This window comes from Saccharolobus solfataricus (assembly GCF_900079115.1).
In the GTDB taxonomy this organism is placed as follows: domain Archaea; phylum Thermoproteota; class Thermoprotei_A; order Sulfolobales; family Sulfolobaceae; genus Saccharolobus; species Saccharolobus solfataricus.
The window spans coordinates 939,888-953,172 of record NZ_LT549890.1 but is presented as its reverse complement, the minus strand read 5'-3'; the positions used below and the strand labels follow the sequence as shown (position 1 = coordinate 953,172).

11 protein-coding genes and 4 pseudogenes are annotated in these 13,285 nt (G+C 36.5%); 7 read left to right on the top strand and 8 right to left on the bottom strand.

The window, feature by feature from the left end; all coding sequences use genetic code 11:
* Window positions 1-27 precede the first annotated feature (27 nt).
* The gene (locus tag SSOP1_RS05480; protein WP_009989576.1) at window positions 28-402 is read right to left on the bottom strand and encodes a CBS domain-containing protein; all 375 of its coding nucleotides are present in this window, start codon (window positions 400-402) and stop codon (window positions 28-30) included.
* 11 nt (window positions 403-413) lie between these two features.
* A complete protein-coding gene (locus tag SSOP1_RS05475; protein WP_010923189.1) occupies window positions 414-1,091 on the bottom strand; it encodes a DsbA family oxidoreductase in 678 nt (225 codons plus the stop codon).
* A gap of 670 nt (window positions 1,092-1,761) precedes the next feature.
* On the opposite strand from SSOP1_RS05475, the pseudogene SSOP1_RS05470 reads away from it, so the two are divergent.
* The 5 genes and pseudogenes from SSOP1_RS05470 to SSOP1_RS05450 form a co-directional block, all read left to right on the top strand.
* Window positions 1,762-2,416 (top strand): annotated as a pseudogene (locus SSOP1_RS05470) (IS110 family transposase); the annotation flags it as partial.
* Between the two features lie 64 nt (window positions 2,417-2,480).
* A pseudogene (locus tag SSOP1_RS05465) lies at window positions 2,481-3,059 on the top strand (IS607 family transposase); the annotation flags it as partial.
* The gene (locus tag SSOP1_RS05460; protein WP_010923187.1) at window positions 3,037-4,305 is read left to right on the top strand and encodes an RNA-guided endonuclease InsQ/TnpB family protein; all 1,269 of its coding nucleotides are present in this window, start codon (window positions 3,037-3,039) and stop codon (window positions 4,303-4,305) included. The pseudogene SSOP1_RS05465 and the gene SSOP1_RS05460, both read left to right, overlap by 23 nt.
* 12 nt (window positions 4,306-4,317) lie before the next feature.
* Window positions 4,318-4,571: pseudogene (locus SSOP1_RS05455) on the top strand (transposase); the annotation flags it as partial.
* Window positions 4,572-4,753: 182 nt separating this feature from the next.
* Window positions 4,754-5,717 (top strand): annotated as a pseudogene (locus SSOP1_RS05450) (IS110 family RNA-guided transposase); the annotation flags it as partial.
* Between the two features lie 166 nt (window positions 5,718-5,883).
* Here SSOP1_RS05450 and SSOP1_RS05445 read toward each other — a convergent pair.
* Window positions 5,884-7,827, bottom strand: coding sequence for an APC family permease (locus SSOP1_RS05445; protein WP_010923185.1), 1,944 nt, complete (start codon window positions 7,825-7,827; stop codon window positions 5,884-5,886).
* Window positions 7,828-8,535: 708 nt separating this feature from the next.
* Between SSOP1_RS05445 and SSOP1_RS05440 the strand changes: the two genes are divergently transcribed.
* The gene (locus SSOP1_RS05440) at window positions 8,536-9,057 is read left to right on the top strand and encodes a type 1 glutamine amidotransferase domain-containing protein (protein ID WP_009989880.1); all 522 of its coding nucleotides are present in this window, start codon (window positions 8,536-8,538) and stop codon (window positions 9,055-9,057) included.
* Window positions 9,058-9,065: 8 nt separating this feature from the next.
* Here the strand turns inward: SSOP1_RS05440 and SSOP1_RS05435 are convergent, their stop codons facing one another.
* From SSOP1_RS05435 to purE, 3 genes are read right to left on the bottom strand one after another with little or no spacing between them, the layout of a single operon-like run.
* Window positions 9,066-9,422 carry a winged helix-turn-helix domain-containing protein gene (locus SSOP1_RS05435; protein WP_009989883.1) on the bottom strand — a complete coding sequence of 119 codons (357 nt, stop codon included), beginning with the start codon at window positions 9,420-9,422 and terminating at the stop codon, window positions 9,066-9,068.
* Window positions 9,419-10,516 carry a 5-(carboxyamino)imidazole ribonucleotide synthase gene (purK, locus tag SSOP1_RS05430; protein WP_009989884.1) on the bottom strand — a complete coding sequence of 366 codons (1,098 nt, stop codon included), beginning with the start codon at window positions 10,514-10,516 and terminating at the stop codon, window positions 9,419-9,421. Before purK ends, SSOP1_RS05435 begins: the two co-directional genes overlap by 4 nt.
* Window positions 10,488-10,964, bottom strand: coding sequence for a 5-(carboxyamino)imidazole ribonucleotide mutase (gene purE / locus SSOP1_RS05425; RefSeq protein ID WP_009989885.1), 477 nt, complete (start codon window positions 10,962-10,964; stop codon window positions 10,488-10,490). The genes purK and purE overlap by 29 nt, the downstream gene beginning before the upstream one ends.
* Before the next feature lie 34 nt (window positions 10,965-10,998).
* Between purE and SSOP1_RS05420 the strand changes: the two genes are divergently transcribed.
* Window positions 10,999-11,913 (top strand): FAD-binding oxidoreductase, encoded by a 915-nt coding sequence (locus SSOP1_RS05420; protein WP_009989887.1) that lies wholly within the window; start codon window positions 10,999-11,001, stop codon window positions 11,911-11,913.
* Here SSOP1_RS05420 and SSOP1_RS05415 read toward each other — a convergent pair whose 3' ends face one another.
* Together SSOP1_RS05415 and SSOP1_RS05410 are read right to left on the bottom strand one after the other, a co-directional pair.
* Entirely contained in the window at window positions 11,914-12,198 is a 285-nt protein-coding gene (locus tag SSOP1_RS05415; RefSeq protein WP_014511614.1) for a MarR family winged helix-turn-helix transcriptional regulator, read from the bottom strand. It abuts the gene before it with no gap.
* The gene (locus tag SSOP1_RS05410; RefSeq protein ID WP_009989889.1) at window positions 12,198-13,223 is read right to left on the bottom strand and encodes an MFS transporter; all 1,026 of its coding nucleotides are present in this window, start codon (window positions 13,221-13,223) and stop codon (window positions 12,198-12,200) included. The genes SSOP1_RS05415 and SSOP1_RS05410 overlap by 1 nt, the downstream gene beginning before the upstream one ends.
* Between the last annotated feature and the right edge of the window lie 62 nt (window positions 13,224-13,285).

Below are 13,285 nucleotides of genomic sequence, written 5' to 3'. Positions count from 1 at the left end.
TATATGAATACTAATTAATATTTTTAGCTAGCCATAAACCTTATACACATCAGTTATCGAGAACATTCCTATAATATTTCCATCCTTATTCTTAACTGGTAAATGTCTAATCTTATTAGCAGCCATTATTTTTAAAGCCTCGAAGACATCTATGTCCTCATCAACAATTATTAGGTTACCCATAGTAGCTGCTAATCTAACCTCGTCACTGGAACTTAAACTTGTAGCAATTGCCTTAACTGCGTCCCTATCAGTAAATATTCCCTTAGGAATACCTTGCTCAGTTACTACTACTGATCCTACTCCTCTCTCTAGCATTAACTTACATACTTCTTGAAGTGAAGTATTTGCTTCAACTTGAAAAACTGGTGTTGACATGAAATCTTTAACCCGTTTAAGCATGTATAAAGATTTTAAGTAGCTTCCCAATAAGCTTTTAGTTTCACCTTTTTAGGTTCTCCGCCATTAGATAGCAGATCCTCTATAACCGATTCAAGATAAGTCTCCTCTTGAACTCCCCTAATAAGCCAATAATCATTAACCAGTAGCGCTGGTACTCCCCTAATTCCCATTGCGTGCGCCTCAGCTTCGTCTTCGAAAACTGACATCCTAGCCTTTTTAGACTTAAAATCCTCTTTAAATTTCTCCACATCTAGGCCTAACTCCTCTGCAATCTGAATCAAAATATTATCGTCATTAACATTTTCACCTTCCAAGAAGAACTTCTCTTGAGCCTTATCAAAGTAATCCCAGTATCCATTATCACCTCTTTGATATTCAGCTGCCTTACATGCTATTAAAGGGGGGAGAGACCAAACCCATATTATTTTACCTTTACCTATCACTTTTTCTGGATCATAATCTGGATAGTATCTCTTTATGATAGAAAATTCTTGTTTGAAAATCTCCTTTGCTTCTTCTTCAGTAGGTGCAGCAGCTTTTAAGTCTTCTAACGACGATATTATCATGAATGCCTTGTGCTTAACAACCACCTCTTCTTTAAACTTATTTACCACTTTTCTTAATCGTCTTGAAGTTACAAAGCAGAATGGACATAAAACATCATGAAAGAACACTATTTTTATTGCCAATCTACGTCACCCTTTGCCAGATTTAGCATACTCCAAATAAGTTATTAAAACTTTAGCTTTACTTTCCTTAAGGCATAAAAATGATAGATCATATACCATAATATCAACAATATTTTAAAAATAACACATGATAAAGATAGTAATTAATAAACTTAACATTACTTTGTGAACTAAGAGTTGTCATAAACGTAAATTACACATTAAAAGATTAATTGAATAGAGACAATAGTTGTTTATATGAAAAATCCAATAAGTCGACAAAGTAACTCAACATTCTAAAAACGGCAGATATACGGTTCTCCTTTGAATTTTTAATGTGCTAGCTAATAAAGAGGAATTTTGAGTTATTAGGATAGTTATGTAAACTACCTTGCCTTAACGGACAAGGCTTCCTGCTTCATACCCCACCTTGCCAGCACTTTAACATTAGCTGGGGAGAGTAATATTCTCCTCAGCTGGGAAAACATGGTCGACGGGATAAATGAAGCCAAATCTTCGGATTGGGGCGTGACAAACCCTTATATAAAACATATTAGTCAGATCTATGCAATATAGATCTGGCTAGGGTTGAGGCCGTCGGCGTCCTTGAGCTTAGAGCTCGACGGGGAACTTAGCCTCCTCCAATTCGGACCGGAAGTTGGGTTTGAAGCCCGAATAAGGGTGAGTATACATGGAGGCCCCAGTTGCTGGAATAGATATATCAAAAGATAAATTAGTAGTGTACTTCCAAGGTAAATACTACGAATTTCAAAATAATAAGCAAGGTTTTGAGGGAGTAAAGCAAGTCTTGCCTAAGGGTTGTAAAGTGGGTATTGAGAGTACTGGAATTTACCATATTAACTTAAGCTAAGTACTTGTGTTATGATGTTAGGGTTATTAATCCCTTAGTAATCAAGGGTTTCAGGGGGAAGAAGAATGATAAGAGTGATAAAAACTTGCGGAATTAGCTGTTAATATGGGTAGTCAGTTTATAACGAGTGATGCTAGAGAGTTGACTAGCCAATGGGAGTTTGTAGTGAAGAGTATTACTAGGGTTAAGAATAGGTTGAGGAGGGATTTAATTCTCTTGGGTTATAGTGATAGTTTGTCTAGGAGGAATTTAAGTGAGAAGAGTGAGGATAGTGTGGTTCTAGCTGAGGTTTCTTTTGGACGAGTTGGAGAGGCTTGAGGGTAGGAAGAGGGAGATTGAGGAGAGGCTTGAGGATCTTGTTCCCAAGGATAGTTTGATTTTCACTATTCCCAGTATTGGTAAAACCTTGGGTTCTATTATTTTGGCTAGGATTGGTGATGTTGGGCGATTTAGTGATAAGAAGGGGTTTGTTGCCGTTGCCAACAGTTTCAGATAAACCGTAAAGTTTATATTATTTTGCCACAAACTCTTATACAACGCTAAGACCTAAGGAAGCATGCCAAAGACTAGGAATATCCTATGCAACACTTAGAGAATACGTTAAGAAAGGATACATAAAACCAGTTATACTACAGAGCGGAAAACAAAGATTCAGAGAAGAAGACATAGAGAGGCTAATGGGAATTATTAGAAAAAGAAAAGTAATACTTTACGCTAGAGTATCATCAAACACACAAAAAGACGATCTAGTAAACCAAGTTAAGTACCTAGAGGAACAGGTCAAGGAGTACGACCAAGTAATCACTGACATAGGTTCCAAGTTAAACATGAAGAGAAAGGGGTTCTTGAAGTTGTTGAGAATGATATTAAATAACGAAGTATCACGCGTAGTTGTTGCTTACCCAGACAAACTTGTTAGATTCGGCTTCGAAATCCTAGAGGAGACTTATAAAGCACATGGCTGTGAAATAGTAGTAATAAACCAAGAGGACAAGACACCAGAAGAATTGGTTGAAGACTTAGTCTCAACACTAGTCTCATTCAGTGGGAAACTGTATGGTATGAGGAGTCATAAATACGAAAAGGTGAAGAAATGTGCTGAAGAACTTAAGAATTAGAAAATTTGAACCGGAAGAGGAATACGTGCACTTCACGTACTCTATCAAGAATAGTGAGAGGGAGAAGAGCAAAGAGTTAATTAAAGAATACAGAACACTACTACAGAAAGCAATTGACTACCTGTGGAATTTAACGAAAATACAAGTAAGAAAAAAGAACGGTAATTACAAGATAACACTACCGAAGAAGAAGGAAGTGTACAAACCACTTAGGGAAGAGTTGGAGAAGATCAACCACCTCGCGTCACACTACGTCGATAAGGCAATTAATGACGCATTCTCGATCTTGAAGTCGTGGAGGAAAAGGGCCATAAAGGGGAGAGCTTCGATTGAAAAACCAAGGGTGAAGAAGGCTTACGTTAGGATAAAGACGACTCTGAGGAAGGTTGTGGGGGAAAGCGTTAGAATAACTGTAAGACCTCACGAGTACATCACCTTCCCGTGGAGTAAGTCATGGTTCTCAAGAAGGGTTAGGGAGTTGGAACTTGGCGAACCTATAATTAAGGAGGAGAAAGTGTATTTGCCATTTCGTTACAAGTTACCGTGGGTAACACCAGTGAACTTTCTAGCTATTGACTCCAACCTTTATACTCTAGATGCTTATGATGGTGAGAAATTCGTTACAATCTCTCTGAAGCAGTTGTACTCCCTTAAGTACTCTATGGAGGTGAAGAGGGCTAAGGTGCAATCATTTGCATCAAAGCACACGAAGAGGGGGAGAGAGTTGTTAAGGAAGTATTCGCATAGGGAGAGGAATCGCGTTCTGGACTTCGTTCACAAGTTTGTAAACACTTTGTTGGACTTGTACCCCATGACGTTTTTCGCTGTGGAAAAGCTTAACAAAGAGAGTATGTTTAAGGATGCTAATGGCTCTCTTTCGAGGAAGATTTCTAGGACTGTTTGGAGGAGTATACATAGAGTGTTGAAGTACAAGGCTCCGCTTTACGGTTCTTTCGTTAAGGAAGTGAACCCACACCTCACCTCGAGGTCTTGCCCCAGATGTGGGTTTGTATCCCGAAAGGTTGGTAAGACCTTTGAGTGTGAGAGGTGTGGGTTCAAGTTGGATAGGCAACTGAACGCGTCACTGAATATTTATCTCAAGATGTGCGGTTTTCCTCACATCCGTGAAATAGCGCGGGTGTGGGTTGGGGTTATCCCGCTAATGGGGCGGAGAGGGATGAACGTCCGCGACTTCGGTGAAGCCCAAGGGCTGAGGGTTGATATTAAATATCATGAAATCCTATGAAGCCCAAACCCCTATTGTGATCTTGATCCAGTTGTTAAGTCTAGCAGTAAGAGTGTTGTTTCAAGGGGTATTTCTAGGAGATGCTGTTTTGAGGAGGGCTTTCTATCTTCTAACTCTAAGTGCTATTAGAGTTAACCCCGTAATTAGGCGTTTTTATGAGGGGCACAAGGGGAAGTTGAAGGGTAAGAAGTTGATTGTTGCTTGTGCTAGCTGTTATTACTTGGGCCGTACTGTACTATAACAAATCATTCAACGCTAACGAGTGATAAGTAGAGTTATCCTTGCATAAGTAGTGAGGACTATGCTTGATTTTCACTAGTGCTTTCAGAAAGTTTATAGCTTTAGGCAAAGGATATACCACTAGATCATAGTCTAAGAACTTTTCCAAAATACTAACGGAAAGATTTTTATACCGGAAGCTACCGTCGGACTGAACATCGTTCACTAATATAGGTGTGACACAAGAGTAGGGGTAATTGGAATAGACGTATCCAAGGAACACTTGGTAACAAGTAAGGGGAGGGTGAGGAAATTCACGAACAACGAGAAGAGCTACGAAGAAATACTAACCATGAAGCCAGACATCACTGTGATAGAACCCCCTGGAGTATACTCAACAAGACCTTGCCAATACTTCAAGGAGTGAAAGTCCTATTAGTCAGTCTTGCTATGGAAAGAAAAGGATGTAAGGGGAAAAAGATTTTTACGACGCAGAAAAACTTGAAAACATGGTAAATAAGACTAAAGACACCTACAACCCCTTGAGAGAGCTCGTATCACTCTACCTCTTCATGAAGGATGCCCAAACAAAACAAGAGAACAGGTTAAGGAGAGCTCTCTTCCTCGTGAACGACGAGGAGAAGTTGAGCGAGGAGAGATTGGAGAAGTTCTCTAAGGGAGACTTCTCTGACGTAAAACTGTATCAACTGGAATACACTGGTACAGTACTACGTGAGATTCAAGTCCTAGCTAGGATACTACTTCAAACACGAGAAGAGTTGAAGGAGGTGGGGAAAATGATAGAGAGTAATGTGCCTCAAGACCACGTGTTACTCACGATTCCCGGAATAGGGAAACTGGCAGCTGGGATTATAATTGGGATTGTGGGTGATATTAGGCGCTTCCCAAGACCTGAATCCTTCGTTGCTTATTGCGGTTTAGACCCGGTGGTTGAGAGGAGTGGTAGGATTGAGGTTAGAAAGGGTATCTCCAAGAGGGGTAACAAGTATTTGCGTAGCTTGTTTTATTTCCTTGCCGAGACTCAATATTCGCGTAACCCAACTCTCCTTAAGTTCTACGAAACCCACAAGGACAAACTGAAGGGTAAGAAGTTGTACACTGCCTTAGCTAGGAAGTTGGCTAGGATAGTGTGGAGTGTTTGGTACAATAATAAACCTTATGAGGTAAAGTGACACCCTAATCGCCACGCGGATCTCTTTCAATTTGCGTGGCAATTGTAACTTACACTATGCTCAAAATTCGACCGAAAGATTTATTACTGAACGCCCCTATAATTTAAAAATAAATAAAGAATTATAACTTAAAAAATATTTTATACTGCTTGATTATCTAACTACTTTATTCTCTAGTTGCCTGAATTATATCTTGAATTGCTTGAGTTCTGAAACCACTTCTTATAGCCCAGAAGTATCCAATGAGTATTACAATAGCAGCAACTATAGTATCATATGGAAATGGTATTATAGTATATAGCCCAAATCCTCCAAAATATGATATTATGTAAATTGCTAAGATAAAGTAAATTAACCACCATCCGGCATTAATTTCTCTCTTAACATCTGGAGGTACAGTTTTCAGCAAGAATAACATATCGCCAATTAGCATAGCTGCAATAACTACTATATAAATTCCGAAGAAGAGATTGTTAGCAGCACCAAGTCCGCTAGTCTCATCAAATAACAAGAATGCCATTACTAGATCTATTACTAAGTTAATAACGCCAACAACTATTGAATATGCCTTATTTATCCCTAATATTCTATTGGAATAGAATATAAAGAATAATGGAAGACCTAAGAATATTCCAGTAAATACGTAAAAGAGAATAGCAAAACTTGACCAGTAAACTATTAAACCAGCTGCTAGTGTTGCTATTGGTGCAATTATTACTGATGCGGGTACTCTAAATGGTCTATTTAATTCCTTAGCGTGTTTTCTTAAGACTGCTAATCCAATTCCGCCCATAATGTAAGTTAATACTGTCGCTGAAGATATGAAACCTACTAAAGCATACCACGATGGAAATGGTAGTAAGAATATGAAACCTACTATTAATGCTGCAATTAGTGAATAAGTTGGTATTTTAGTCTTTCCAATCTTTAAGAAAATTTCTGGTAAATAACCATTACTAGCAAATGCGTATAGTGTTCTAGTTGAAGTTCCAGTATAAATCCATCCAGTTCCGGATGGTGAAACTACAGCATCAATAGTTAATAAAACCGCTAAAGCCGTGAAAAACGCTGCAGCTAGACCAGAGACTGGGGCAATCTGAGTTAGAACTAAGAATGGGCCAGAAGATATTGAGACGTTAGATGCTGTGACTGCTGTACTTAATGCTGACCAATTCCCTGGTACAACGGGGATTAATATACCAGTAGTCTTATTAACAAGATATAATTTGCTCCAATCTATTCCTCCTATAAAGCTAACTTGAAGTAACGTATATAACGCAATAGCTATAAGTAATGAACCTAACACCGCAAATGGTATATCTTTACTGGGATTTTTACCTTCACCCCCATATTCTACTGCTTGTCTAAATCCTAGATAAGCGAAAATTACTCCGGTAGAAGGAATAGCAAAGAGAACTGCACTAAAACCATAAATTCCAGAGGAACCTCCTTTTACATATTGTGCAGATGGGAAGAAACCTCCACCTAATGTAAAGTTAGCTGAGTGCAGGTCCAACGCTAATAATGCTAAAAAAGTTATTGTTGGCACCAATAATTTCCACCAACCTGCACCATGAGTCACTTTTCCTAAAATGTTAACTCCGAAGTAATTTAAAAAGAAGAAGAAAATTAACAATAGACCAGCTAATCCTATGCCTAATGGTGTCAAAATTGTTACGGTAGTTCCATCAAAAGTTCCAGAAGTTATTAGCTGAGGGTAATAAGATCCTATATATTCTATTGCTGCTGCTGCCTCAATAGCTGGCACTGATGCAGCGGAAAGGAAATAAGCCCAAGTAATTATATACCCTACTAGCCCTCCGTGAGTATAATGCGGATATCTTGTTATTCCACCACTTTTTGGAATTGCTGCACCTATTTCAGCATAAGCTAAACCCACAAACATTACTAAAATTCCAGCAATTATCCAGCTCAATATAGCTGCACCGCCAGCATAAGCTGCTGTACTTAAAGATGCAAATAACCATCCAGATCCTATAATTCCTCCTAATGAGAGGTATAATAGCTCAAATTTTCCTAAGCTTCTCCTTAATTGTTTATCTGAAGAAATACCTAAATCTCTTGCTCCTTTGGCTTCTCTTTCACCCATAGAAGTATATACACTTATATACTTTATAAATTTTCATGTACCAAGTACAACAGACTATTTAGTTTTAAACTTAAAAAGAGCTCAAAGTAAAATATAATGTAGGAATTTACCCTTCTTTGAGTTATAAAAATAAGCCCAATGAAGATTCTAAATGAATAGAAATTTAACTCTTCAAAAACCAGATTAAATACTCTTATCCATAACAGTCAGAGGAGATATAATAAATCTTATCCTATAGGGTGTGGAGAAGTTATTCATTGGCTAGTAGGTTTGACACTCATATACGACTTCCTTGAAATTTACGTTTAATTTACATTATACAATCTTCTCTTTCCTTAAAAAATAAGTTTTCTGAGAATCACTTTTAACATTATACGCAATATCTGCCATAGAAAATTTACCCTACCTATTATAAGATATAAGGTAAGTAAGGGAATTTTTCCTAAACCGCTACTCATAATTTGTATCATTAGTTTCTTTGGTAGTGCTAGACTATTATGTTCTTTAGCGCCTTTACCATACTTATGGGATATAATTATTGCAAGCGAAATCGAAATACGTGTTATTACGCAGCTATTTATACCGAATCTAGAACTGAAGAAATGGAAAAATATGATTAAGGAACGATAAAACAAGAATGAGTTTTTAGAGTATAATAAAGTTTAGTTTTAGAAAGCTTTTTTATTAAAATATAAGTTATATGCTATTATGGACTCTAAAAAGGTATTATTCTTAGTTGGAGAAGAGTTTGAAGATATAGAGTTATTATATCCCTTCTATAGAGTTATGGAAGAGGGTTTCAAACCTGTAATAGCGTGGAAAGAGGCTAATAGTAAGGTTATCGGAAAGCATGGATATACTGTAATTTCTGACATAGCATTTAAGGACGTAAGGCCGGAAGATTATATAGCATTAGTTATTCCAGGCGGAAGAGGCCCAGAGCATATAAGAACATTAGAAGAAGTAAAGAATATTACGAGAAAGTTCTTTGAATTAAAGAAGCCAGTAGCTGCAATATGCCACGGTCCTCAAATTTTAATCTCAGCTAATCTAGTAAAAGGAAGAAAACTAACGTCAGTTAACTCAATAAAAGATGATGTAATAGCAGCGGGAGGAATTTACGTTGATAACGATGTAGTAGTAGATGAAAATCTAATATCATCTAGAGTCCCTAGTGATCTACCTGCTTTTGCGTCCACTTTAATTAAGGCACTTAAGAGTATAAAGTAATATTACTACTAAGCTTTTTCCCCTTCTTGATTTAATACTTCATTTATCTTTTTATTATATTTTTCAAGGATTTCTGAAATCTCCTTTTGTGCCTCCTCATAAATATTTAACAGCTTATCTAATTTTTCATTAACCTTAGAACCTCCTGCGTTCTTTCCTCCTTTTCTCATTTCTACAGAATCGCTTAATATTTCATTAATTCTTTTGACATATTCCCAGGCAAACTTATATGATACACCAAGTGATTTGGAAGCACTGGAAAGAGAGCCGGTTTCCTCAATCGCTCTTAGTAATTTTACCCCTCCTTTACCTATAAGTGGCTTTCCGTCCTCTGCTTCAATCCAAATTTTAAATCTGAACCTCATAAATCTAACCCATTAGTATAGATTAGTTGCATAATTTTATCAATTTTTTGCTTAACTTCTTCAAGATTGTTCCCTACTACATTTACATGACCCATTTTTCTCCTCTTCCTAACTTCACTCTTAGAGTACCAGTAAACTTTACCGTATTTTAATACCTCAACTGGTATTTTATCTGTACCAAGAATATTAACCATCCCGCTAGGAGATAAGATGGTAGATGGACCTAACTCCATACCGATTATTGCCCTTAGGTGTTGTTCAAATTGAGAGATTAGAGCGCCGTCAAGAGTATAGTGCCCAGTATTGTGAACTCTTGGGGCAAACTCATTAATTAAAACTTTACCGTTAACTACGAATACCTCAACGCCCATAATTCCTACGTAATCCAACTCCTCACTTAACCTTCTTGCAATCTCTACTATATTCTGATTATTATACGGCCCATAATTATAAACTAAAATACCTTTTTCATTATAATTATAAGTTGGAGGGTAACTAATAAAAACACCTCTCTTATCCCTTGCTATAATAATGGAGGCCTCAAAATCAAATTTTACATACTCCTCAACGACCATCTTCTCTTTCTTTTCCCTTAGAAATTGATATTTCTCAACGTCATTAAAGATGAAATATTGCCCCTTACCATCATATCCTCCTTTAGATTCCTTAATAACTCCGACATTATTGAATTCCTCTCTTAATATCTTTAATGCTTCCTCACCATCCTCTGCTACATAGAATCTAGGAGTTGGTAAATTATGTTGTCTATAGAACAGCTTCTCCTTATAACGCTCTCTCTTCAACTCTACAGAGTTAAGTCTAGGTAATAGCTTGCCACTATACTCAGCATACTCTAATGCCTTTTCATACACGTGTTCGAACTCAAATGTTATAACGTCTGAGGAATCAACGAATTCCTTATAATCTTGAGGAGAGAAACACCTATCTGCAATTCTGCAAGCTGGAGCATTCTTATCGTTCTCTAATACGTAAAAAGTAAATGGGTATTTTCTACCCTCTAATACTATCATCCAGCCGAGCTGTCCTCCTCCTAATATTCCAATTTTAGGCTTCCAGTCTAGTACTGAGAACATCGTTCCTCATATCCTCTGAGAATTTTTTAATTTTATCTGCTAATTCCTTATATTTTATTCCTAAAATCCTAATTGCCAGTAGCGCAGCGTTTTTGGCACCACCTATTGCCACAGTAGCTACTGGGACTCCATAGGGCATTTGCACTATTGAAAGAAGCGAGTCAAGACCATTTAGATTCTTTGAGGGAATAGGAACACCAATAACTGGAAGACTTGTAAGTGAAGCAACCATGCCTGGCAAATGAGCTGCTCCACCAGCCCCAGCAATAATTACTTCTATTCCTCTTTTTTCTGCTTCTTTAGCGTATTGCATCATAAATTCTGGTGTTCTATGAGCTGAAACCACTCTAGCCTCATAGTCTATCCCGAATTGTTTCAAAATCTCTACAGCTTCTCTCATATATTCCCAGTCATTTTTACTTCCCATAATTACAGCTACTTTTGGCACACTAGGTAGGTGGGTTTTATGGTTAAATATCTTTTTGATTAAGATAATATTTGTGTTAGAAGTAAACCCAGCTGATGAGAATGAGGTCTTTCAGATAATTAGTGAATCTAAAAAAGACAATAAGAAAGTAGGGATAAGAGGATTTGGCTCACATACAAAGAGGGAAATCAAACCAGATATAATGATAATTACAACTGAAAAACTTAACAATTTCGAAATAAGTGAAAACAAGGTAATAGCTGACAGTGGGGCTGATGTCAAGAAAATAAGAGAAGAAGCGTTACAAAAGGGGCTTTTATTCCCATCAATTTATGATGGAAGTATAGGTGGTCTACTAGCACTTAACGAAATGTCAAGTATATCTACGGCATATGGCACGCCATGGAATTTCACAGAGTGGGTAGATTTCATAAATACTTTTGGCAAAATCAGATGGAGAGCTGTAATCGGTTCACAAGGTTTATTTGGAGTAATAACGAAAGCTAGTCTAAAACTATATGAGAAACCAAGTAAGGTATTTATATATGAAAGAGAGATAACTGATAAGAAAGAATTAAAACTTGAATTAAGAAAATTAATAGGTCTGAAACCAATTGCGCTCCTAGTAGAATATGAAGGAGATAATAAGGCTTTTGAAATACATGCATCTTACGTTACTCAATATGATTTGCAAAGTTACTCTAAGGATGAAGGAATTCCTATGATTTCCGAAGTTTCTGATAAAAACAGTTATATAGTTGAAATAAGCGATTTTGTGGAAGACTTTATATCAATTGCGGAAAGAGTCTCACCATATTATATGTACGGAATATACGGGGTTAACTTACTCAAAGTTTACGTTACTGATGATTCTTTGCTAAGAGATTTAAAATATTACCCCAGAAACAAGCCTCATCCAGTCTTCTATAAGCTTAAACGGGTATTGGACTTCTATAATATATTCGCATAATTAACAGTCGAACTTACTACATAAAATATCTTCCATTTCGTTTATTAAACCTCTTAAATATACAAAATTTTTATATAGTATTTCCATCCCATACTCAGTAATTTCAACTATAACATCATCACCTACATATGCCTTTTCTTGAATATAACCTTTCCTCTCTAATTTTCTTATGGTTTTAACTAGATTTCTTCTAGATATATTTACGTATTCTTGTATTTCTTTAACGCTTAATTCACCTTCTGACAACAAAGTTAGAATTGCTAGCTCTTTAACGTTCATTGACATCAATCCTTGGTAAATACTATCATCAAGGCTAATAAAAAAGCTATAAGACTACTACTTAATAATAAAAGGCTTATATTTGGGATGAAATAGTCTATTAAGTATCCTAAAACCCAGCCTAAACCTTGCATCGTAGTAATTAAGGCAAAATCATATACTGTTTTCCTAGATGAAAAATACTCTAGGGTTAGCGGTACTATAACCTCCCAACAACCAAAAAAGATTGCAATAGTTGGTGATAAAAAGTACAAAGACGTTAAAGAGAAGAGAAAAAGAGATAGTGAGAGAAGGTATTTCTTTCTAAATATGAGCTTCGATGCTAGATAGGTTAACAACATACCAAGAATCTCAGCTGAAGTAGCTATTATCCCAACGTACTCCTTTGTTAAATGAAAGTAGTTATAAACTACTAAGTAGATATAGGGAAACTCCATTGCTATAGGTAATATTAAAATTGCTGGAAGGAAAGACCTTATAGTAATATTAAAGTTCAATAAGCTTTGACTCGACGAATTATATGAAGAATTTACCATAGGTAGGAAAGATGTAGCAAGGACTATCCCACCTATCATAAAAAGTAATCTTAGACCAAAATATTGGGCTAGAAGTCCACCCAATGAAGGCATTATTATAGAAGGTAAAATCGATAGTGACCATATTCTAGTTATAGTACCTTCACCAACTTCTGACATCAAAGAATAGTAAGAGGGAAGCGATAAGGATATGAAGTAATTGAGTGACATAAATATTGTAGCTTCCAAAATGTTTCTAGAAAAAGGAAGCATTATCATACCTATCCCTCCTACTAACATTCCAATAATTATTGGAAGAATTCTGTTACGCTTACTTAGTCTAGCCCCTATTAGCGGAAGAGGCAAGGATACTGCTTGAAATACTACGAAAAATAGGCTTAATTTAGATTCTTCCACGAAACGAGAAAGATAGATGGATATAAACGGATAGTACATATAGTATGCAACACTCCATATTATCCAGCTTCCAAGCAGCGATCTTTCCTTAGTGTTCATAATCATAAGTCTGGCTATCTGAAAAATAAGATTTCATTATTCTCATTTTTCTGATAACTGCT

Excerpts from the sequence above, each read along its gene's own strand:
- SSOP1_RS05480 (WP_009989576.1), bottom strand. The coding sequence starts at position 402 with ATGCTTAAACGGGTTAAAGATTTCATGTCAACACCAGTTTTTCAAGTT.
- SSOP1_RS05445 (WP_010923185.1), bottom strand. The coding sequence starts at position 7,827 with ATGGGTGAAAGAGAAGCCAAAGGAGCAAGAGATTTAGGTATTTCTTCA.
- SSOP1_RS05440 (WP_009989880.1), top strand. The coding sequence starts at position 8,536 with ATGGACTCTAAAAAGGTATTATTCTTAGTTGGAGAAGAGTTTGAAGAT.
- SSOP1_RS05435 (WP_009989883.1), bottom strand. The coding sequence starts at position 9,422 with ATGAGGTTCAGATTTAAAATTTGGATTGAAGCAGAGGACGGAAAGCCA.
- purK (WP_009989884.1), bottom strand. The coding sequence starts at position 10,516 with ATGTTCTCAGTACTAGACTGGAAGCCTAAAATTGGAATATTAGGAGGA.
- SSOP1_RS05415 (WP_014511614.1), bottom strand. The coding sequence starts at position 12,198 with ATGTCAATGAACGTTAAAGAGCTAGCAATTCTAACTTTGTTGTCAGAA.
- SSOP1_RS05410 (WP_009989889.1), bottom strand. The coding sequence starts at position 13,223 with ATGAACACTAAGGAAAGATCGCTGCTTGGAAGCTGGATAATATGGAGT.